The sequence below is a fragment of the Streptomyces sp. NPDC028907 genome, from assembly GCF_055564995.1.
The window spans coordinates 551,390-571,684 of sequence record NZ_JBVHVE010000006.1 but is presented as its reverse complement, the minus strand read 5'-3'; the positions used below and the strand labels follow the sequence as shown (position 1 = coordinate 571,684).

General features: G+C 70.4%; 22 protein-coding genes. 16 read left to right on the top strand and 6 right to left on the bottom strand.

Annotated features, from left to right (window positions below; translation table 11 throughout):
• Window positions 1–48: 48 nt before the first annotated feature.
• The 5 genes from ACZ4UU_RS21715 to ACZ4UU_RS21695 are packed head-to-tail and all read left to right on the top strand — an operon-like array spanning window position 49 to window position 4,734.
• Entirely contained in the window at window positions 49–651 is a 603-nt protein-coding gene (locus tag ACZ4UU_RS21715; RefSeq protein WP_471904999.1) for a TlpA family protein disulfide reductase, read from the top strand.
• A 16-nt stretch (window positions 652–667) separates the two neighbouring features.
• On the top strand, window positions 668–1,420 hold the full coding sequence (locus tag ACZ4UU_RS21710; protein WP_471905100.1) for a cytochrome c biogenesis CcdA family protein: 753 nt from the start codon (window positions 668–670) through the stop codon (window positions 1,418–1,420).
• 3 nt (window positions 1,421–1,423) lie between these two features.
• The gene (gene resB / locus ACZ4UU_RS21705) at window positions 1,424–3,166 is read left to right on the top strand and encodes a cytochrome c biogenesis protein ResB (protein WP_471904998.1); all 1,743 of its coding nucleotides are present in this window, start codon (window positions 1,424–1,426) and stop codon (window positions 3,164–3,166) included.
• Complete coding sequence (gene ccsB / locus ACZ4UU_RS21700) at window positions 3,163–4,272, top strand: c-type cytochrome biogenesis protein CcsB (protein WP_471904997.1); 1,110 nt, start codon at window positions 3,163–3,165, stop codon at window positions 4,270–4,272. Before resB ends, ccsB begins: the two co-directional genes overlap by 4 nt.
• A gap of 57 nt (window positions 4,273–4,329) precedes the next feature.
• Complete coding sequence (locus ACZ4UU_RS21695; protein WP_471904996.1) at window positions 4,330–4,734, top strand: SRPBCC domain-containing protein; 405 nt, start codon at window positions 4,330–4,332, stop codon at window positions 4,732–4,734.
• Between the two features lie 61 nt (window positions 4,735–4,795).
• On the opposite strand, the gene ACZ4UU_RS21690 is transcribed toward ACZ4UU_RS21695, so the two are convergent.
• The 3 genes from ACZ4UU_RS21690 to ACZ4UU_RS21680 form a co-directional block, all read right to left on the bottom strand.
• On the bottom strand, window positions 4,796–5,800 hold the full coding sequence (locus tag ACZ4UU_RS21690; RefSeq protein ID WP_471904995.1) for an isopenicillin N synthase family dioxygenase: 1,005 nt from the start codon (window positions 5,798–5,800) through the stop codon (window positions 4,796–4,798).
• Complete coding sequence (locus ACZ4UU_RS21685; protein ID WP_471904994.1) at window positions 5,793–6,251, bottom strand: nucleoside deaminase; 459 nt, start codon at window positions 6,249–6,251, stop codon at window positions 5,793–5,795. Before ACZ4UU_RS21685 ends, ACZ4UU_RS21690 begins: the two co-directional genes overlap by 8 nt.
• Window positions 6,252–6,465: 214 nt before the next feature.
• The gene (locus tag ACZ4UU_RS21680; RefSeq protein WP_471904993.1) at window positions 6,466–6,810 is read right to left on the bottom strand and encodes a PLD nuclease N-terminal domain-containing protein; all 345 of its coding nucleotides are present in this window, start codon (window positions 6,808–6,810) and stop codon (window positions 6,466–6,468) included.
• A gap of 88 nt (window positions 6,811–6,898) precedes the next feature.
• Between ACZ4UU_RS21680 and ACZ4UU_RS21675 the strand changes: the two genes are divergently transcribed.
• Both ACZ4UU_RS21675 and mqnP read left to right on the top strand, forming a co-directional pair.
• Complete coding sequence (locus ACZ4UU_RS21675; RefSeq protein ID WP_471904992.1) at window positions 6,899–8,356, top strand: menaquinone biosynthesis decarboxylase; 1,458 nt, start codon at window positions 6,899–6,901, stop codon at window positions 8,354–8,356.
• On the top strand, window positions 8,353–9,255 hold the full coding sequence (gene mqnP / locus ACZ4UU_RS21670) for a menaquinone biosynthesis prenyltransferase MqnP (protein WP_471904991.1): 903 nt from the start codon (window positions 8,353–8,355) through the stop codon (window positions 9,253–9,255). Before ACZ4UU_RS21675 ends, mqnP begins: the two co-directional genes overlap by 4 nt.
• A gap of 37 nt (window positions 9,256–9,292) precedes the next feature.
• Here the strand turns inward: mqnP and ACZ4UU_RS21665 are convergent, their stop codons facing one another.
• Window positions 9,293–9,925: a rhomboid family intramembrane serine protease gene (locus ACZ4UU_RS21665; protein WP_471904990.1), complete on the bottom strand. Its 633-nt coding sequence runs from the start codon at window positions 9,923–9,925 to the stop codon at window positions 9,293–9,295.
• 92 nt (window positions 9,926–10,017) lie between these two features.
• Here ACZ4UU_RS21665 and ACZ4UU_RS21660 point away from each other — a divergent pair, with 92 nt between their 5' ends.
• From ACZ4UU_RS21660 to ACZ4UU_RS21620, 9 genes are all read left to right on the top strand, one after another.
• Window positions 10,018–10,692, top strand: coding sequence for a UbiX family flavin prenyltransferase (locus tag ACZ4UU_RS21660; protein ID WP_471904989.1), 675 nt, complete (start codon window positions 10,018–10,020; stop codon window positions 10,690–10,692).
• Between the two features lie 82 nt (window positions 10,693–10,774).
• Window positions 10,775–11,230, top strand: a complete 456-nt coding sequence (locus ACZ4UU_RS21655) for an Lrp/AsnC family transcriptional regulator (protein WP_062724142.1) — start codon at window positions 10,775–10,777, stop codon at window positions 11,228–11,230.
• 82 nt (window positions 11,231–11,312) lie between these two features.
• On the top strand, window positions 11,313–12,476 hold the full coding sequence (mqnE, locus tag ACZ4UU_RS21650) for an aminofutalosine synthase MqnE (RefSeq protein ID WP_471904988.1): 1,164 nt from the start codon (window positions 11,313–11,315) through the stop codon (window positions 12,474–12,476).
• A gap of 124 nt (window positions 12,477–12,600) precedes the next feature.
• Entirely contained in the window at window positions 12,601–13,263 is a 663-nt protein-coding gene (locus tag ACZ4UU_RS21645) for a UdgX family uracil-DNA binding protein (protein ID WP_471905099.1), read from the top strand.
• Between the two features lie 16 nt (window positions 13,264–13,279).
• Window positions 13,280–13,804 (top strand): GNAT family N-acetyltransferase, encoded by a 525-nt coding sequence (locus ACZ4UU_RS21640; protein WP_471904987.1) that lies wholly within the window; start codon window positions 13,280–13,282, stop codon window positions 13,802–13,804.
• A gap of 96 nt (window positions 13,805–13,900) precedes the next feature.
• A complete protein-coding gene (locus ACZ4UU_RS21635) occupies window positions 13,901–14,206 on the top strand; it encodes a DUF4229 domain-containing protein (protein WP_471904986.1) in 306 nt (101 codons plus the stop codon).
• Window positions 14,207–14,394: 188 nt separating this feature from the next.
• On the top strand, window positions 14,395–16,038 hold the full coding sequence (locus ACZ4UU_RS21630; RefSeq protein WP_471904985.1) for an SPFH domain-containing protein: 1,644 nt from the start codon (window positions 14,395–14,397) through the stop codon (window positions 16,036–16,038).
• Window positions 16,035–17,375, top strand: a complete 1,341-nt coding sequence (locus ACZ4UU_RS21625) for an SPFH domain-containing protein (protein ID WP_471904984.1) — start codon at window positions 16,035–16,037, stop codon at window positions 17,373–17,375. Before ACZ4UU_RS21630 ends, ACZ4UU_RS21625 begins: the two co-directional genes overlap by 4 nt.
• 70 nt (window positions 17,376–17,445) lie before the next feature.
• Window positions 17,446–18,138, top strand: a complete 693-nt coding sequence (locus tag ACZ4UU_RS21620) for a TetR/AcrR family transcriptional regulator (RefSeq protein ID WP_471904983.1) — start codon at window positions 17,446–17,448, stop codon at window positions 18,136–18,138.
• Here the strand turns inward: ACZ4UU_RS21620 and ACZ4UU_RS21615 are convergent.
• Window positions 18,120–18,983: a MaoC family dehydratase gene (locus ACZ4UU_RS21615; RefSeq protein WP_471904982.1), complete on the bottom strand. Its 864-nt coding sequence runs from the start codon at window positions 18,981–18,983 to the stop codon at window positions 18,120–18,122. The two genes, ACZ4UU_RS21620 and ACZ4UU_RS21615, sit on opposite strands and share 19 nt — an antisense overlap.
• Window positions 18,983–20,281 carry a 3-oxoacyl-ACP reductase gene (locus ACZ4UU_RS21610; protein WP_471904981.1) on the bottom strand — a complete coding sequence of 433 codons (1,299 nt, stop codon included), beginning with the start codon at window positions 20,279–20,281 and terminating at the stop codon, window positions 18,983–18,985. The genes ACZ4UU_RS21615 and ACZ4UU_RS21610 overlap by 1 nt, the downstream gene beginning before the upstream one ends.
• Window positions 20,282–20,295: the final 14 nt, after the last annotated feature.

The following is a 20,295-nucleotide window of genomic DNA, read 5'->3' as shown; positions in this document are numbered from 1 at the left end:
GGAGGGGGGTGCCAAAGATCCCCGGAACGGGCATGCGAAACTTTTCACATGAGTGCCGCCAGCCGCGCCCGTAGCCGTACCGCCCTGCTCACCACCGCCGCCGCCGTGGCCGCGCTGACCCTGTCCGCGTGCAGCTCCGGCGGCCCGTCGGGCGGTGGCGGCGACACCGGCTTCGTCTCCGGCGACAACGGCATCGACACGGTCGCCCAGGACAAGCGCGCGGTGGCGCCGGTCCTCTCCGGCGAGACGATCGACGGCAAGCAGCTCTCCACCGCCGACACCAAGGGCAAGGTCCTCGTCATCAACGTATGGGGATCGTGGTGCCCGCCCTGCCGCGCCGAGGCGAAGAACTTCCAGACCGTCTACGACGACGTCAAGGGCCAGGGCGTCGAGTTCGTCGGCATCAACACCCGGGACACCAACACCACGGTCGCCAAGGCCTTCGAGAAGGAGTTCGGGATCACCTACCCGAGCCTGTACGACCCCACGGGCAAGCAGATGCTCCGCTTCAAGAAGGGGACGCTCAACCCGCAGGCGATCCCCTCCACGCTCGTCATCGACCGCAAGGGCAGGCTCGCCGCGCGTGCGCTGACGCCGCTCAGCGAGGAAACGCTGCGCAGCATGCTCAAGCCCGTCCTCGCGGAGAAGTGACGTGAGCGCAGTCACCATGCTCGCCGAGGGGCCGAACCAGACGGTGATGAGCGGCGCCCTGCTGATCGCGCTGCCGATCGCCCTGCTCGCCGGTCTCGTCTCCTTCTTCTCCCCGTGCGTCCTGCCGCTGGTGCCCGGTTACCTGTCCTACGTCACCGGGGTGAGCGGCACCGATCTGGCGGAGGCCCGGCGCGGGCGGATGGCCGTCGGCGCCACCCTGTTCGTGCTCGGCTTCACCGCCGTGTTCGTCTCCGGCGGAGCGCTGTTCGGCTACTGGGGGCAGAACCTCCAGGAGAACAAGGACGTCCTGACGAAGGTCCTCGGCGTCCTCATGATCCTCATGGGACTGTTCTTCATGGGTCTGATGCCCTGGCTCACCCAGCGGGAGTTCCGCTTCCACACCAAGCCGGCCACCGGCCTCGCCGGCGCCCCTCTGCTGGGCGCCCTCTTCGGCATCGGCTGGACGCCCTGTCTCGGCCCCACTCTCTCCTCCGTGACGATCCTCGCGGCCAACGAGGGCAGCGCCGGCCGCGGCGCCATACTGACCGTCGCCTACTGCCTGGGCCTCGGCCTGCCCTTCGTGCTCGCTGCCGTAGCCTTCCGCAAGGCCCTCGGCGCCTTCGCCTGGGTCAAGCGCCACTACGTCTGGGTGATGCGCATCGGCGGCACCATGATGATCGCGACCGGTGTGCTGCTGCTGACCGGCGCATGGGACCGCATCGTGCAGGAGATGCAGGTCTGGTCCACCGGCTTCACTGTGGGGATCTGATCGATGAGCGAGACGAAGACCGGCACGCCGGACACCACGGCGGCCGCGGCCGCCGTGGACGAGGACCTGGGCGCCGCGGGCTCCCAGCTCTCCACCGCCCCCGCGGAGGACGCCCCCAACCTGCCGTCCCTCGGCGTCATCGGCTGGGCCCGCTGGTTCTGGCGGCAGCTGACCTCCATGCGGGTCGCGCTGCTGCTGCTCCTGCTGCTGTCCCTCGGCGCGATCCCCGGCTCGCTCATCCCGCAGACCGGGATCGACGAGACGAAGGTCGCCGAGTTCCGCAAGGCGCACGAGACGCTCGCGCCGGTCTACGACAAGCTCGGCCTCTTCCACGTCTACAGCTCGGTGTGGTTCTCCGCGATCTACATCCTGCTGTTCGTCTCCCTCATCGGCTGCATCGTCCCGCGCACCTGGCAGTTCGTCGGCCAGCTGCGCGGCCGGCCGCCGGGCGCCCCCAAGCGGCTGACCCGGCTGCCCGCCTACACCACGTGGCGCACCGACGCCGAGCCCGAGCAGGTCCGTGAGGCCGCGCTCGCCCTGCTGAAGAAGCGCCGCTTCCGCGCCCACGTCGCCGGTGACGCCGTCGCCGCGGAGAAGGGCTATCTGCGCGAGGTCGGCAACCTCGCCTTCCACATCGCGCTGATCGTGATGCTGATCGCCTTCGCCTGGGGCCAGCTGTTCAAGTCCGAGGGCAACAAGCTGGTCGTCGAGGGCGACGGGTTCTCCAACACCCTCACCCAGTACGACGACTTCAAGTCCGGCAGCCTGTTCACCCAGGACGACCTGGACCCGTTCAGCTTCAACCTGAAGAACTTCGTCGGCAGCTACGAGCCCTCCGGCCCCAACCGGGGCACCCCGCGCGTGTACAAGGCGGACATCACCTACAGCGTGGGCTCCTCCGACAAGGAGAAGAACACCACCATCGAGGTCAACGAGCCACTGGAGATCGGCGGCTCGAAGGTCTACCTCGTCAGCCACGGCTACGCTCCCGTCATCACGGTCCGGGACGGCAGGGGCAAGATCGTGTACAAGGACGCGGTCCCCCTCCTTCCGCTCGACGGCAACGTCACCTCCACCGGCGCCATCAAGGTCATGGACGGCTACCGCGACGCCAAGGGCAACTGGGACCAGCTCGGCTTCCAGGCCTTCTTCCTGCCGTCGTACGGCGGCTCGGGCACCGCGGTGGTCTCGCAGTTCCCGGCGCTGCTCAACCCGGTGCTGAACCTGGAGGCCTACCACGGCGAACTCGGTGTCAACTCGGGCATCCCGCAGAGTGTGTACCAGCTGAACAAGAAGAACCTGAAGGGGTTCAAGGACTCCAAGGGCGCGCAGCTCAGGGAGAACCTGAAGCCCGGCGAGACCATGAAGCTCCCGAACGGCGCCGGCTCGATCACCTTCGAGAAGGAGATCAAGGAGTGGGCCGGCTTCCAGGTCGCCCGCCAGCCCGGCAGCGGCTGGGCCCTCGCCGGTTCCCTCGCCGCGATCTTCGGTCTGGCCGCCTCCCTCTTCATCCAGCGCCGCCGTGTGTGGGTGCGGGCCACCACCGGCGGTGACGGCGTCACGGTCGTCGAGATGGCCGGCCTCGGCCGCAGCGAGTCCGCCAAGGTGCCGGAGGAGCTCGGCGACCTCGCCGGGATCCTGTACGAACAGGCTCCGGGCGCCCCCGACCCAGACGACGACCCCGCAGATTCCGCAGCTTCCCCCGACCCCCAAGTCGCACCCGCCGAAGGGGCTGACAGCAAGTGACTCTCGCCGCCGCGACCGAGTTGGCCGCCGCCACCAACGAAAACCTCGCGAACATCAGCAACACGCTGATCTACTCGTCGATGGCCGTCTACACCCTGGCCTTCTTCGCGTACATCGCCGAATGGCTCCTCGGCAGCCGCAGCAAGGTCGGCCGCACGGCCGCCGCGCTGACCCCGGCGAAGGCCGAGAAGGCAGGCAAGGCCGAGGCGCCCGCCGTCACCGTGAAGAAGGGCGGCTCCACCGCCGTACTGGAGCGGCCGAAGGTCGTCGTGCGGGCCGCGGCCGGTCAGCGGGACGTGCCGGACGGGCCCGGGGCGCACGGCGGGGACGCGCAGGGCGACCTCTACGGGCGTATCGCCATCTCCCTCACCGTCCTGGCCTTCCTGGTCGAGTTCGGTGGTGTGCTCACGCGGGCTCTGTCGGTGGAGCGGGCGCCGTGGGGCAACATGTACGAGTTCAACATCACCTTCTCCACGGTCGCCGTCGGTGTGTACCTCTCCCTGCTCGCGCTGAAGAAGAACGTGCGCTGGCTCGGGCTGTTCCTGATCACCACGGTCCTCCTCGATCTCGGCCTCGCCGTCACTGTCTTGTACACCGCGAGCGACCAGTTGGTTCCCGCTCTTCACTCGTACTGGCTGTACATCCACGTCTCGACCGCGATCTTCTGCGGCGCCGTGTTCTACGTCGGCGCCGTCTCCACGCTGCTCTACCTCTTCAAGGACTCCTACGAGAACAAGCTGGCGAACGGCGGCACCCCGGGCCGTTTCGCGAACTCCGTCCTCGACCGGCTGCCCGCCTCGGCGTCCCTGGACAAGTTCTCCTACCGCGTCAACGCCGCCGTCTTCCCGCTGTGGACGTTCACGATCATCGCGGGCGCCATCTGGGCGGGCGACGCGTGGGGCCGCTACTGGGGCTGGGACCCCAAGGAGACCTGGTCCTTCATCACCTGGGTCGCCTACGCCTGCTACCTGCACGCCCGCGCCACGGCCGGCTGGAAGGGCCGCAAGGCCGCCTACCTGGCGCTGATCGCCTTCGGCTGCTGGCTCTTCAACTACTACGGCGTCAACATCTTCGTCTCCGGCAAGCACTCCTACGCCGGGGTGTAGGTCCGGGGGCGCCCGGAGCGGGGTGCGTTTCGCGCCCGGCGGGGTCAGGCTGGTGTCATGACCGGTTCGGTGGAACAGGGCATCAGCCAGACCCATGGAAACACGCACATCCTGCACTTCCTGGTGCGGCTTCCCCAGGCCATGGAGACCGTCTGGCCCACGCTGACCACCCCGGAGGGACTCGCGTCCTGGTTCACGGCAGCCGATGTCCTGGAACCCCGACTCGGCGGCGCGGTCACACTGCGTGACATCGGGGCGGGGTCGATCACCGCGTGGGACGTGGAGCGGGTCGCCGAGTACACGGTGGGGCCCGGCGGCCGGATCAGGTTCCATCTGGAGCGGGACGGGGACGAGGGCAGCGTGCTGCGCTTCACCCATGAGTTCCAGAGCGGGGAGGAGTCGGAGCCCCGGTGGCGGGCGCGCTTCGAGCGGCTGATCGACGTACTCGAAGAGCACCCGTGAACATCGGAGCCGGTGCGCGGCGGCCGGCCGACCATGCTCGGGCGACGGTGGCCGTCGTCGGTCAGCCGACGGTGATCGAGTCCAGCTTCTCCCGCAGATACACATGCGAGTCGACCGGCTCGTACGCCACCCGCCCCACCGGAGCCGGCACGGACTCCACGAGCGTGCCGGGCGTGCACTCGCCGAAGTAGACGAGGGACATCAGCTCCTCGGCCGGCGCGTCCGCGGGCGGGGGCAGCACCCGGTGCCGTCCCGACCGCCAGCGGTCACCGGTCCACCGGGCCATCAGGTCCCCGATGTTGATGGTGAACGCCTCCGGGTCGAAGGGCGCGTCCTCCCAGCCGCCGTCGTCCGTGTGGACCTGCAGGCCGCCCTTGCCCGCCTGTCGGTCGAGGATCGTCACGGTGCCGAAGTCGGTGTGCGGCCCGATGCGGAACTGGCCGGGCTCCGGGGCGCCGATCACCCCTGTCCCCGGATACCAGTTGATGTTGAAGCCGTATGTCGGATGGTCCATGTGCCGTGAGAAGAAGTCGGGTTCGAGGCCGAGAGCCTCGCCGAGCAGGGAGAGCAGCTGGTTCTCCAGCTCGCCCATCCGCGCCAGGTACTCCTCGCACAGCGACCGCAGTTCGGGAGTCTCCGCAGGCCAGACGTTCGGTGCGGACCACTCGGCGTTGATCACCGGGTCGTCGAATGGCTCGTGCGTGGCGAAGGTGAGCGACTCCTTCAGATCGGGCGGGGTCTCGGTGCCCTCGGCGTACCCGTTGGCCTCCGCGCCGGGGCCGAGCCAGCCGCGGCCGCCGACCTTCGCCTCGTACGCCTGCTTGACCTCGACGGGGAGCGTGAAGAAGGCGCGGGCCGCCGTGCGGATGCGGGCGCGCAGGGCCGGGTCCACGCGGTGCCCGGTGACCAGGAGGAATCCGGCGGTCTGGAGGGCCTCGTCGACGGTGCGGGCGATGGCCCGGCGGGCCTCGGGGGTGCCGTCGAGCCAGGGGCGCAGGTCGATCGTGGGGATGCGGGGGGCCTGAGCGGTGCTGGGGGTCTGACGGGTGCTGGGCCGGTCACTCACCGATGTCCTCGTTCCACAGGTCGGGGTGGTCCTTGATGAAGTCGCGCATCAGCCCGACGCAGTCGGCATCGTCGAGGAGCACGATCTCCACGCCGTGCTCGGCCAGCCAGTCGTGCCCGCCGGTGAAGGTGACCGCCTCGCCGATCACCACCCGGGAGATGCCGAACTGCCGGACCAGTCCCGAGCAGTACCAGCAGGGCGAGAGCGTGGTCACCATGGTCGTGCCGCGATACGACCGCCGCCGCCCCGCCGCCCGGAAGGCCGCCGTCTCCGCGTGCAGTGACGGGTCACCGTCCTGGACGCGCCGATTGCGGCCGCGTCCCAGCAGCGTCCCGTCGGCCCCGCACAGCGCGGCGCCGATCGGGACACCGCCCTCGGCGAGCCCGGCACGGGCCTCCGTGACGGCGGTGGCCAGCCAGGTCCGGGCCGTCGCCTGATCCAGGAGCTCCATACTCACGACTCTCCCGCGCTCGGAACACGAGGCCAACGTGCGGAATGTACCCACACCGCACGCCAGAAGTGCTTCAGCGACGGAGTCTTACCGGGCTCTACTGACCGCCGAGCAGCCCGAGGACCCCTGAGCCGCAGCGGTTCCTGGACCGCCGCCGCTATCTCGGCGGAGGCCCCCGACGCGCCGGCGGACACCGCCCCGCCGGGACGGCCCGTCAGGGCTCGTCGCGCTTCGGCCCGTCGTCCTTCCTCTTGTCGTCCCTCTTGTCGTCGTCGTCCTCGTCCAGGGACTTCAGGAACTCGGGGTTGTCGTCGGGCGCCACCCACTGCCGGCGCTCGCGCCGGCGGTCCCGTACGCCGGACCAGCCCTCGGCGGCCGGGCTGCGCTTCTTGCCCGCAATGAGCCAGGAGATCGAGCCGACCAGCGGGAACAGCAGGACGAGGATCGCCCAGAGCGGCTTGGGCAAGTGGCGGATGTCGTCCTCCTTCGTGCTGATGCAGTCGATGAACGCGTACACGCTCAGCGCCAGTGGCACGAGGAACATCAGCACCCGGAGCATGGGCCCTCTCCAGCGAAACGGTCGTCGGGGCCGGGGGCACGGCCCCCGGGTTCAGGGCCAGGGTAGCCGCTCGGGGATACTTGACCCCATGGCTTACGACGATCTTCGTTCCCTGCTCAGGGCACTGGAGCGCGAAGGTGACCTCAAGCGCGTCAAGGCTGAGGTCGATCCGTATCTGGAGGTCGGGGAGATCGTCGACCGGGTCCAGAAGTCCGGCGGTCCCGCGCTGCTCTTCGAGAACGTGAAGGGCTCCTCGATGCCCCTCGCGATGAACGTCTTCGGCACCGACCGGCGCCTGCTCAAGGCCCTCGGCCTGAAGTCGTACGGCGACATCTCCGACAAGATCGGCGGGCTGCTCAAGCCCGAGCTGCCGCACGGGTTCGTCGGCGTCCGCGAGGCCTTCGGCAAGCTCGGCGCGATGACTCACGTACCGCCGAAGAAGGTGAAGTCGTCGGACGCCCCGGTGCAGGAGGTCGTGCTGCACGGGGACGAGGTGGATCTGGACCGGCTGCCGGCCCTGTTCACCTGGCCCAAGGACGGCGGCTCCTTCTTCAACCTGGGGCTCACCCACACCAAGGACCCGGAGTCCGGCGTACGGAATCTGGGCCTGTACCGCCTCCAGCGCCACGACAAGCGCACCATCGGCATGCACTGGCAGATCCACAAGGACAGCCGCAACCACTACCAGGTGGCGGCGCGCAGGGGGGAGCGGCTGCCGGTCGCCATCGCCTTCGGGTGTCCGCCCGCCGTGACGTACGCCTCGACCGCCCCGCTGCCCGGGGACATCGACGAGTACCTGTTCGCGGGCTTCGTCGCCGGCAAGCGGATCGAGATGGTCGACTGCAAGACCGTCCCGCTGCAGGTCCCGGCGCAGGCGGAGGTCGTGCTGGAGGGGTGGCTGGAGCCGGGGGAGATGCTGCCGGAGGGGCCGTTCGGCGACCACACCGGCTTCTACACCCCGCAGGAGCCGTTCCCGGCGCTGAAGATCGACTGTGTGACGATGCGCCGTCGCCCGCTGCTCCAGTCCATCGTCGTGGGCCGGCCCCCGACGGAGGACGGACCGCTGGGCCGTGCGACGGAACGCTTCTTCCTCCCCCTCCTCAAGATCATCGTCCCGGACATCGTGGACTACCACCTGCCCGAGGCCGGCGGCTTCCACAACTGCGCGATCGTCTCGATCGACAAGAAGTACCCCAAGCACGCCCAGAAGACGATGCACGCGATCTGGGGCGCGCACATGATGTCCCTGACCAAGCTGATCGTGGTCGTGGACTCCGACTGCGACGTCCACGATCTGCACGAGGTCGCCTGGCGGGCGCTCGGCAACACGGACTACGCCCGCGACCTGACCGTGGTCGAGGGCCCGGTGGACCACCTCGACCACGCCTCCTACCAGCAGTTCTGGGGTGGCAAGGCGGGCATCGACGCCACGAAGAAGTGGCCCGAGGAGGGCTACACCCGTGACGGCGGCTGGCCCGACATGGTGGAGTCCGACCCGGAGACGGCGGCGAAGGTCGACCGCCGCTGGAAGGAGTACGGACTGTGAGCAGCGCCTCCGCCGCGATCCCGCAGCCAGGACGCACGAAGGCCTTCCTGCGCCTGGTGATGATCGAACACTCGGTGTTCGCGCTGCCCTTCGCGTACATCGCCGCGCTGACGGCCATGTTCCAGTGGGACAGGAACATCCACTGGGGCCGGCTGCTGCTGGTCACCGTCTGCATGGTCGGTCTGCGGACCTTCGCCATGGCGGTCAACCGGATCATCGACCGCGAGATCGACGCGCGCAACCCGCGCACCGCCCACCGCGAGCTGGTGACCGGCGCGATGTCGGTCCGGCACGCCTGGACGGGCGCCCTGATCGCCCTGGTGATCTTCCTGGGCTCGGCGGCCCTGCTGAACCCCCTCTGCCTCGCCCTCGCCCCCATCGCGGTGATCCCGATGGTGGTCTACCCCTACGGCAAACGGTTCACGAACTTCCCCCAGGCCATCCTCGGCCTCGCCCAGGCCATGGGCCCGGTCGGCGGCTGGCTGGCCATCACCGGCACCTGGTCCTGGGACGCGGTGATCCTCGGCCTCGCGGTGGGCATCTGGATCGGTGGCTTCGACCTGATCTACGCCTGCCAGGACATCGAAACCGACCGCGAGATCGGCGTCATGTCGGTCCCGGCCCGCTTCGGCATCCCGGCCGCGATCTGGGGCGCCCGGGTCTGCCACGCGATCACGACGGCCCTGTTCGTCTGGTACGCCCTCGCCACGGACGCGGGCGCGTTCTTCTGGCTGGGCCTGCTGATCGTGGCCGCCGCCTTCGGGTACGAGCACTCGATCGTGCGGCCGCATGACCTGTCCCGCGTGAACCGGGCGTTCTTCAGCGTCAACGGGTTCATCGGGATCGCCCTGTTCGTGTGTGCGTTGCTGGATCTCCTGGTTCGGGGTCTGACGGTCTGACCACACCGCCCGTCGACCCTGAAGCGCGGCCCCCGGCCTAAGGCGTGCCCCCGGCCCTGAGCGCCGGCCCGGCCGCCCGGCGGCGCAGTACGAACGCCGCCGCGACGCCCGCTGCCAGCCCCACCAGATGCCCCTGCCAGCTGATGCCGGACTGGGTCGGGGCGAGGCCTGCCAGGATCGAGCCGCCCCAGATGGCGGCGACGAGGACGCCGACCAGGACGCCGAGCAGGCGGCGTTCCACGAATCCGGTGACCAGGAGGAAGCCGAAGAGGCCGAAGATCAGGCCGGAGGCGCCCGCGGTGTTGGTGCCGGACGGCGATATCAGCCACACCCCGAGGCCGTCGGCGACGATGATCAGGGCGCAGACCGCGGCGAACCGGCGTATGCCCCCGAGGGCCGCGAGGAACCCGAGGACCAGCAGCGGCACGCTGTTCGCGGCGACATGGGCGAAGCCGAAGTGGATGAAGGACGCCGGGACGACGTCCACCAGCTCGGACGGGGTGCGCGGGACGATGCCGAAGCCGTCGAGGGCGTGTCCGCCGACCACGTCGGCCACTTCCAGCAGCCACAGCAGCGCGACCCAGCCCAGCATCAGCTTGGCCGCGGCCTTCGCACGGTCACTCCGCGACCACTCGCTCTCCGCACCCCGCGGCACCGGCGTACCTGCCATCGCGATCCCACCGCCCCGACTCGTCCCTTCCAGGGAACGCCCGGCCACCCTTGGTCGGTTCCCACCCGGCGACGCCGGATAGGCTCGGTGTCGTGAACCCAGTCAAGCCAGGAGAGACGCCGCGTACGCCTTGGATCGTAGGGGTGTCCGGCGCTTCCGGCACCCCATACGCCGCCGCGGTGCTGCGCGCGCTCCTCGCCGCCGGGGAGAGCGTCGACCTGGTCGTCAGCCGGGCGTCACGGCTCACGCTGCTCGACGAGACGGGGATCCCGTTCCGGGACGCCCACTGGCAGGCCGACCTGCGGGAATGGCTGTCCCGCGGAGCCGACGGCAAGCCCGGGACCTTCGAGGTCGACATCGCCGGCGTACGGCACTGGAGCGCGGGTGACCTCGCGGCCGGGCCGTCGTCCGGGTCGTATCCCGTCAAAGGCATGCTGATCGTGCCCGCCTCGACGGCCTGTGTCGCGGGCGTCGCGCTCGGGCTGTCCAAGGATCTTCTGCAGCGCGCGGCGAGCGTCACCCTCAAGGAACGCCGCAAGCTGGTCGTGGCCGTACGGGAAACCCCGCTGAACGGCCAGACCCTCCGGCATCTCGTCGCACTGGACGACGCCGGCGCCAGCGTCGTACCGGCGTCCCCGGGCTTCTACGCGGGCGCGACCCACATCCAGGACCTCGTGGACTTCGTCGCCGGACGCGTGCTGGACGCGGCGGGCGTCGAGCACGGGCTGTACCGGCGGTGGCAGGGCGAGCTGGGGAACGGCACATAAGGCACGACGGGCAGGTCGCAGTACCTCTCGTCACTTGACTCTCATCACTTCTGGAACTCTTCAGCGGAAGGCTTCGAATCGCATGGACGCGGTGGACAGGCAGCTCATCCAGGCCCTGAGGGAGAACGGCCGGGCCTCCTACGCGGAGCTGGGACGCCTCGTCGGCCTGTCGGGACCCAGCGTCACCGACCGCATCAACCGGCTGGAGGCGGCCGGAGTCATCACCGGCTACCGCGCCACCGTCGACGCCGCCTCGCTCGGCCTCGGCGTCACCGCGCTGATCGGCATCTCGCTCTCCGACGCCACCGACCACGAGGACGTCGCGAACCGGCTGCGGGACCTGGGCGAGATCGAGGACTGCTGGTTCATCGCGGGCGACGACTCGTACATGCTCAAGGTGCGCGCTGCCGACGTGGACGGCCTGGAGAAGATCATCCGACGGCTCAGCGGCACTGTCGGCGTCTCCCGGACCCGTACGACGATCGTGCTCTCCACGAAGTGGGAGAACCGGGTCGGGCAACTGCCTGAAGAGGCATAGGCGCGGAGCGCCGTTCGGGGGTCACCCCGCCCGGAGGGTGGGGGAGTACGGTTTACGAAGTCTGTCTAGGAGAGGTGCACGCATGGACGTCGGGCTCAAGCGCGAGCTGGAGGAGAAGGTCCGCTCCGGTGAGCGGCTGTCCCGTGAGGACGGCATCGCGCTGTACGAGTCGGACGACCTGGCGTGGCTCGGCGGGCTCGCGCACGAGGTGCGTACGCGCAAGAACGGTGACGTCGTCCACTTCAACGTCAACCGGCACCTCAACATGACGAACGTCTGCACGGCCTCCTGCGCGTACTGCTCCTTCCAGCGCAAGCCGGGGGAGAAGGACGCGTACACGATGCGCATCGAGGAGGCCGTCAAGCTCGCCAAGGCGATGGAGGCGGAGAACCTCACCGAGCTCCACATCGTCAACGGCCTGCACCCGAACCTCCCTTGGCGCTACTACCCGCGCTCGCTGCGCGAGCTCAAGGCCGCCCTCCCGGGCGTCTCGCTGAAGGCCTTCACGGCGACGGAGATCCACCACTTCGAGACGATCAGCGGCCTGTCGGCGTCCGAGATCCTCGACGAGCTGATCGACGCCGGTCTGGAGTCGCTGACCGGCGGTGGCGCCGAGATCTTCGACTGGGAGGTCCGTCAGCACATCGTGGACCACCGCACCCACTGGGAGGACTGGTCCCGCATCCACCGCCTGGCGCACGAGAAGGGTCTGAAGACCCCGTGCACCATGCTGTACGGCCACATCGAGGAGCCGCGGCACCGCGTCGACCACGTCCTGCGCCTGCGCGAACTCCAGGACGAGACGGGCGGCTTCCAGGTCTTCATCCCGCTGCGCTACCAGCACGACTTCGTCGACATGAAGGACGGCAAGGTACGCAACCGCCTCCAGGCGCGCACCCAGATGGCGACCGGCGCGGAGGCCCTGAAGACCTTCGCCGTCTCCCGTCTGCTCTTCGACAACGTCCCGCACGTCAAGGTCTTCTGGGTGATGCACGGCGTCCAGACCGCCCAGCTGGCCCTCCAGCACGGCGCCGACGACATGGACGGCTCGGTCGTCGAGTACAAGATCACGCACGACGCCGACAACTACGGCACGCCGAACAAGCTGACCCGTGAGGATCTGCTGGACCTGATCCGGGACGCGGGCTTCCGGCCGGTGGAGCGGAACACGCGGTACGAGATCATCCGGGAGTACGAGGGGCCGGACCCGGCGCGCAGGGAGGCCCCGCAGCCCATGCGCGTGTGAGTCCGCCGACCCGGGGGGCGCGGGGCCGTATCGATTCGCGGCTCCGCCGCGTGGGCGCGACCAGTCCCCCCACGCACCCGCAGACGGCATGGGTCCGAAGCCCTACGGCGGGTACTCGGACGCCATGGTGACCACCCGAGCGCCCGAGGACGCCTACACCGCGGAACCGTTCGTCCCGGAGGGGGCCCGCGGCCTTCCCGCCCTGCGCCGCGCTGCCGCCGAATGCCGGGGCTGTCCGCTGCACCGGGACGCCACGCAGACGGTGTTCGGGGCCGGGACGACGCACGCACGCGTGATGCTCGTCGGCGAGCAGCCCGGCGACCAGGAGGACCGGCAGGGCAAGCCCTTCGTGGGCCCTGCCGGCAAGCTGCTCGACCGGGCCCTCGCGGAGGCCGGCATCGATCCCGGCGAGGCCTATGTGACCAACGCCGTGAAGCACTTCAAGTTCACGCGGGCCGAACCCCGCAAGCGCCGCATCCACAAGGCGCCCACCCTGCGCGAGATGACGGCGTGCGGGCCCTGGCTGGCCGCCGAACTGGCCGTCGTCGAGCCGGAGCTCATCGTGATCCTGGGCGCCACCGCCGGCAAGGCGCTGCTGGGGTCGTCGTTCCGGGTCGGGGAGGCGCGTGGGGCATTGCTGGAGCGTGAAGTCCACGGGCGGCCTGAGAAACTGGTGGCCACGGTGCATCCGTCGTCGGTGCTGCGGGCGCAGGACGACGCGGACCGCAAGGCGGCGTACGAGGGTCTGGTCTCCGATCTGAAAGTGGCGGCACGGGCCCTGTCGTAATGGTTACGATGGCGCGGTGTCCCTTACTTTCACACTCGACCCTGCCGTCACTCCCGCCCTGCGTGACGGCGTCCTCGACCTGTGGACGGACGTCTCCAACGCGGGCGGAGCCGTCGGCTTCGTGCCTCCCGTGGCACGGGAGGCGGTCCGGCCGTCGCTGCTGCAGCACCTCACGGCGATGGCCGACGGCCGCACCCGGCTGCTGGTCGGGCACGACGAGGCGGGCGAGGTGGCCGCGACGGCCTTCTTCACCTTCAACACCCACCGCCTGATGACCCACTGGGCCTGGCTGTACACGGTGATGGTGCACCCCCGGCACCAGGGCAAGGGCTACGGCCGCGACCTGCTGACGGCCGCCGAGCAGGCGGCCCGCACCTTCGACGGCATCGAGGCGGTACGGCTCACCTGCCGGGGCGGCCTCGGCCTGGAGCGGTTCTACGGCTCCTGCGGCTACAAGGAAGTCGGCCGGATCCCGGGCGCCATCAGGGTCGAGCCGGGCGACGACCGGGACGACGTGATCATGCTGCTGCCCCTCGGCTGACCCCCTGCTGCCGCCCGCCGACCCCCCTGCAAGATCGGGGGTCGCGCGTGCTTCACTGGGCAGTGGCCCTTTTTGGAATCGGAAGAGTGGATTGAGATGCTCCGCTACACACTGATGCGCCTCGGGATCTTCGCGGGCTGCCTCGTGGTCGTCTGGGGCCTCGTCTACTCCGGCGTCGCGCCGCGCGGCCTCGGCGACTCCAACGGCATGTGGGTCGTCCTGCTCGCCCTGTTGATCTCGGCCCCGATCAGCTTCGTCGTCCTGCGCAAGGAACGTGACCGCGCGTCCGTCCAGATCGTGCAGAAGGTCGACCGCGTGAAGGCCAACCTGGAGGCCAACCGCAGCCAGGAGGACGACGCGGTCGACGAGGCGACCCGGGCGCAGGGCCAGGCCTCTTCCTAGTTCCTCCGCGTCCCTGGGCGGGGCGCGCTTCCGGGTTCCGGCAGTGATACCGATCGGTAACTGTGTGGGACACCCCCCTTATCTTTGTCCGGATCATGATGTGGGATGACTGGAACCACATCGGGCCGACCGGTGTATCACCAGTAGGACCCGCATCCAACGGGGCATCGGAACAACAAGGGGGAACCGTGGCACGAGCGCGCGCCAAACAGGGCGCACGACGCGTCGCCGAGGCCGTCGCATCCGGTACCAATCCGCGGACGGCCGCGCAGGAGGAACTGCAGCGGCAGATCGGCGGACGCGGGACACGGGCGGACGGCGGCGAGGAATACGACGTGCAGGGCCAGGGCATCGACCCGGCCGACTTCCCGGCCGCCCGGGAGCAGGGTGGCTCCACCGCCACCGTCATGCGGCAGAAGACGGTGCCGCTGGACGAGGCCGGGGAGGCGCTCGGCCGCAGCGAGCAGGTGCGCGAGGGCGCCGAGACGGTGCACGCCATCTGCCCGATGGTGATCCCCAAGGGCCGCTCCATCTTCTCGATGCTGCCGGTGCTGATGCTGCTCGTGCTGGGTGTGGTGGGCGCGGGAATCGTGGGGGCGTCCGGTGCCGATGTACTGACCAACCCGCTGTTCGGCGTGCACTACTGGCTCATCTCGTTGCTCGCCGTCGCCTTCGTGTGGTGGCGCCAGGGCATGGTCATGGTGCCGGAGGGCTGCCAGGCGATGATCACGCGGTTCGGCAAGCTGGAGAAGGTCGTCGGCCCGGGCCGGATCGTGCTGCTGAGCCCGTGGAAGCGGGTGTCGTACATCGTCAACACCACGATCGAGTACCCGTTCAACGCGCCGGTGCGCGAGGCGCCGACCAGGGGCGGCGTGAAGGCATCGATCGATCTGTTCATCCAGTTCCGGATCAGCGACCCGACCGAGTTCGTCTACACGCTGGGCGCGGTCCGCGGGTTCGAGGAGAAGCTGAGCAACGCGGTGAGCGAGACCATCCGCAGCCTCATCTACGAGCAGGAGGCCGCCGGCATCTACGACATGGTCGGCGAGGACACCGGACGTCTGCTGGAGCAGCTCAACCAGCAGTTCCGCCCGGCCGTCGAGCTGACCAACGCCAACATCACCCACGCCGAGCCCTCCGACCAGCGCTACCGCATGGACCTGGCGGCGCCCGAGATGGTGCGGGTGGCCAAGGAGGCGTACACCCACGAGTACGCGCTCCAGCTCCGCAAGGAGCAGGACGAGGGTGACCTCACCCGGGAACTCGCCTCCAGCCTGGAGACACTCTCCGCGATCCAGGCCGACATCGCCCAGTACCAGGCGCAGATGGACACGGCCGTGGAGCGCGAGACCAACCGCGCCGAGGCCCTCGCCCGGCAGCGGTACGTCCAGGCCGAGTCGGAGGCCAAGGCCAACGCGGCCCTGCTGGAGGCCCAGGCCCTCGACATCCGCGCGGTGACCGCCGCTGAGGCGCCGGAGATCCTGGAGTACCGCTACCAGCAGCAGGTGCTGGACACCCTGGAGCAGGTCGCCGACCATCTGCCGCGCCTGGTGCGCATCGGCGGCACGGCGGACGCGGGGATCGACTTCCTGGAGCTGGCCCGCGAGTTGGTCGGCGAGCGCGGGACGGAACTGTTCACCGACGAGGACATGGCCGCCGTGCGGGCGCGTCTGACCGAGGTGTCCGAGCGGATCGCCGCGCGCGAGGCGGAGATCGGCGCACTGCTGGCCGCCGACCGGCCGACGGTGCCGCAGGTGCCCGACCAGCCCGCACCGGCCGGCGACGACGCCCGTGACGCCGGCTCCGACACCGCCGAGGAGGCCACCCGATGAGCACCGCCCGTTCCCAGCGCAGGTCGGTCATCTCCGAGAAGGTCGCCCCCTGGAGCGACATCGCGCGACTGCTGCGCGGCGGCGAGGCCGACACCCTGATCCCGGTGATCATCCCCCGCCACCGGCGCCGCCTGTGGTGGATGCTGCCGCTGTGGCTCGGCGTCTACGCCCTGTTCATGGGCCTGATGCTGACGCTGGGCGCGGCGGAGTCCGAGTCGGTCGCCGGGGACCTCGCCTACGGCACCCTCGCCACCCTGTCCTACGCCGGCGGCGCGCTGCTGCTGCTGATCGGCGTGCTGTGGTGGTGGCGTTCCTCGATCGTCGAGATCGAGCAGGGCACCAACGGCGTGCTGACCCGCTACGGCGCCGTCGTCCGCACCCTGGACGCCGGCCGCCACTACCTGTGGCACCCGTGGTCCCGGGTCGACTTCGTCGTCGACGTGGCCACCGAGATCCCGTACTCCGCGCCGGTGATGGCCTGCCCGACGCAGGAGAACGTGCCGCTGCGCTCCATCGAGTTCTTCCTGAAGTTCCGCATCACCGACGCCGTGCTGTTCGTCCGCACGATCGGCGCGGGCAACTTCGACCTGGTGCTCTCCAGCGCCGTACAGGACGCGATCCGCCAGCGTGCCCGCAAGATGCGCACCGAGCGCGCCTACGACCTGCGCGGCTCGGACGTGGCCGACATGCAGGAGCTGCTCAACCGCCAGCTGTCCGGCTACGGCGTGCGCATCACCGGCTGCAACATCCCGGACGTGCAGCTGCCGGCGCAGTACCAGCAGCACCTGGCCACCCGGGAGCGGGTCGCGAAGGAGCGCACGGCGTACGACCAGGAGTGGGGGCTCATCCGCAAGCGCCGCATCGACCAGCTGGGCATGGACATCGAGCGGGCCAAGAAGGTGCGGGACGCCCGGATCGTCGAGGTCAAGGCCGCGCTGAACCGGGCCCGCGAAGAGGTCGCCCAGCTTCTGGAGCAGCAGGAGACCAACGCCCAGCGGGTGCGGTTCGAGATCGAGACGCGGGGCCGCAGCGGTCTGATCGCCGCGGAGAACGAGGCCCGCGCCCAGCGCGCCCTCGCCAAGGCCTACCGGGACAACCGCGCGGTCCTTCAGTACGAACTGGCCCGGCGCCGCCTGGAAGTGGGCGCGAAGCTCGCCGGGAAGGCACCGCAAGCTGTGGTCGTGCGGACCGACGGCTCCGGGGCGGACACCTCGGCCCTGTCCACCCTGCTCACCGCACAGCTGCTGCCCCGGCTGACGGCGCTGCCGTCGGGCGACGGACGGCCGCTGATCGACCAGGTGGCGCGGTTCGCGGACGAGGCGAGAGGCGAGGAGTAGCCGTTCGCGTGGGAGGCGATGTGTGGCGGGCCGGGTGGGATCACCCCTCCCGGCCCGTACGCTAATCGGCATGGGTGCCGTGAAGACCAAGCGGATGCCGCGCGCCGTCCGTGAGCAGCAGATGCTGGACGCCGCAGTGCGGACCTTCGGCCGACGGGGGTACATGGCCGCGTCGATGGACGAGATCGCCGAACTCGCGGGCGTCTCCAAGCCGTTGGTGTACCTGTATCTGAACTCGAAGGAAGACCTCTTCACGGCCTGCATCCGGCGGGAGGCGGCCGCGCTCACCGAGGCCGTCCGGGCCGGAGTCCGGCGTGACGTGCCGGCCGACCGCCAACTCTGGGAAGGGCTCGGCGCGTTCTTCACGCACACCGCGCGGAACCCGGACGGCTGGGCCGTCCTGCACCTCCAGGCCCGCACCCATGGGGAGCCGTTCGCCTCCGAGGTCGCCGTGATGCGGGCGGAGATCGTCGCGTTCGTGACGCAGCTGATCCTCGCGGCCGCGCGGGAGGCCCATCGCGATCCCGACCTGCCCGAGAGCGAGGTCGCGGGGCTGGCCGAGGCTCTGGTCGGGGCCGCCGAGTCCCTGGCGGACTGGGCCAACGCCACGCCCGGGGTGACCGCGCGAGAGGCCGCGGCGACCCTCATGAACTTCTCCTGGTCAGGTCTCGGCAACCTCATGGCCGGGCGGCCATGGTCACCTCCGGCCGGGGCGGCATCGGCGGAGGCACCGTCGGTCGCCGCTCACGAGGCGAGCGGGTAGACCTCCCCGGCCACGTGGATGCGCTCCTTGGCGCCCCGCAGCTCGAACCGCCCGCCCTCAGCCGCGTAGGTCACGGTCCCCGGAAGCAGCACCGGAGCCCTGAAGTCGGCCTCCACGAGCGCCCGTTCCGGAGTGCCGTGCGCGGCGAGACAGCGGGCCACCGTCCACATGCCGTGTGCGATGGCCCGGGGGAAGCCGAACAGCCGGGCGGTGAGGGGGTGCAGGTGGATGGGGTTGCGGTCACCGGAGGCGGCGCCGTAGCGGCGGCCGACGTCCCCGGCGAGCCGCCACTGGGCGACCGAGGGAAGCGGCTTGGGCGGCTCGGGTACCTCGGCCGGCGCGGACGGCTCGCCGCGCTGTCCGTCCGTGCGGTGCCGGGCGAGATACCTGCTTCGCGACTCCCATACGACGGCCTTCCCGTCCCGCACCGCGGTGACCACGACGGCCTCCGTGCCCCTGCGGTGCGGCACCAGAGCGTCGATGTGCACGGACAGCTCGTACACGCCCGTCGCCGTCAGCCGCTGGTGCCGGGTGATGTTGATGTGGGTGTGGACGAGGCCGAGCAGCGGCAGCGGGAACTCCCGGTCGCTCATCAGCCGCATGGCCAGCGGGAAGCCGAGGACATGGGGATAGGTGATCGGCAGTGCGTCGTCGCCGGTCGCGAAGCCGCAGACCCGCTCGTAGGCCGCGAGCCGCGCCAGGTCGACGCCCAGGCCGGGCAGGACGAGGCGGGTCCGCGGGAACTCCGCGTCGGGGCGGGGGCGTTTGAAGGGGGAGAGCACAGCGCCCCGGGCGAGCAGCCCCGGCAGGGAAGGAGGCCCGGTCAGGACGGTCGCGGTCGTCATCACGCCCCCAGCAGGCTCTGGCCGCACACCCGGACGACCTGCCCGTTGACCGCACCCGACTCCGGGTGCGCCAGCCATGCCGTCGTCTCGGCGACGTCCACGGGCAGTCCGCCCTGCGCGAGGGAGTTCATGCGGCGGCCCGCCTCACGGATGAACAGGGGGATCGAGGCGGTCATCCTGGTCTCGATGAAGCCGGGTGCGACCGCGTTGACCGTCACCCCGTGCTCGGCGAGCGCACGCGGCGCGAGCGAGCGGACCAGACCGACGACGCCCGCCTTGCTCGCGCCGTAGTTGGTCTGCCCGGCGTTCCCGGCCAGCCCCGCGATCGACGCCGTCGCCACGATCCGCCCGCCCCGCCGCAGCGTCCCGCTCTCCAGCAGGGCGTCCGTCGTACGCAGCACGCTCGCCAGATTGACGTCGAGCACCGAGCTCCAGCGCTCGGCGGGCATGTTGACCAGGCGCCGGTCCCGGGTGATGCCGGCGTTGTGGACCAGGACGTCCAGCCCGTCCGGCAGCGCGGCCGCGACGCGCTCGCCCGCGTCGGGCGCGGTGATGTCGAGCGCGAGGGCGGTGCCGCCGAGCCGTTCGGCCAGGCGCCGGGCGTCCTGTTCGGCCTGCGGCACATCGAGTACGACGACCCGGGCGCCGTCCCTGGCCAGCGTCTCGGCGACCGCCTCACCGATGCCGCGCGCGGCTCCGGTGACCAGGGCGGTGCGGCCGGTGAGAGGGCGGTCCGGGTCGGCAGGCGCCCCGCTCTCGCCGTAGGCACCGACCTCGGTCACCTGGCCGCTGACGTAAGCCGACCTGGGGGACAGGAGGAACCGCAGGGTCGACCCGGCGGCGCGGGCGTCCGTCAGCCGTACCAGGTTCACGGTCCTGCCGCGCCCGATCTCCTTGCCGAGCGAGCGCGTGAAGCCCTCCAGGGCCTGCTGGACGGCCGCCTGGTGGTGGTCGGAGGCGTCCAGGGGCGCGCCGAGGACGACGATCCGACCGCTCTCGGCGACGGACCGTACGACGGGATGGAGCGCCGCGTGCACCTCGGCGAGGGTCTCCACGTCCCGCACCCCGGTGGCGTCCAGGAGCACGGCGGCCGGTTTCTCGGCGGAGGCCGTCAGATCGAGGCCCGCGTCCCTCCACTCCAGGTCCGACTTCCCGGCCGTGAGCAGCAACCGGTCGCCCTCCAACGCGGGCCGCTGCGGTGACCAGCGTTTCAGCTCGGCCGGCTGCGGCAACCCCAGACGGCGGGTCAGGAAGCGGCCGGCCGTTGTGCCGGTGAAGGTCAGATAGCGGTCGGCCATGTACCACTCCCAGT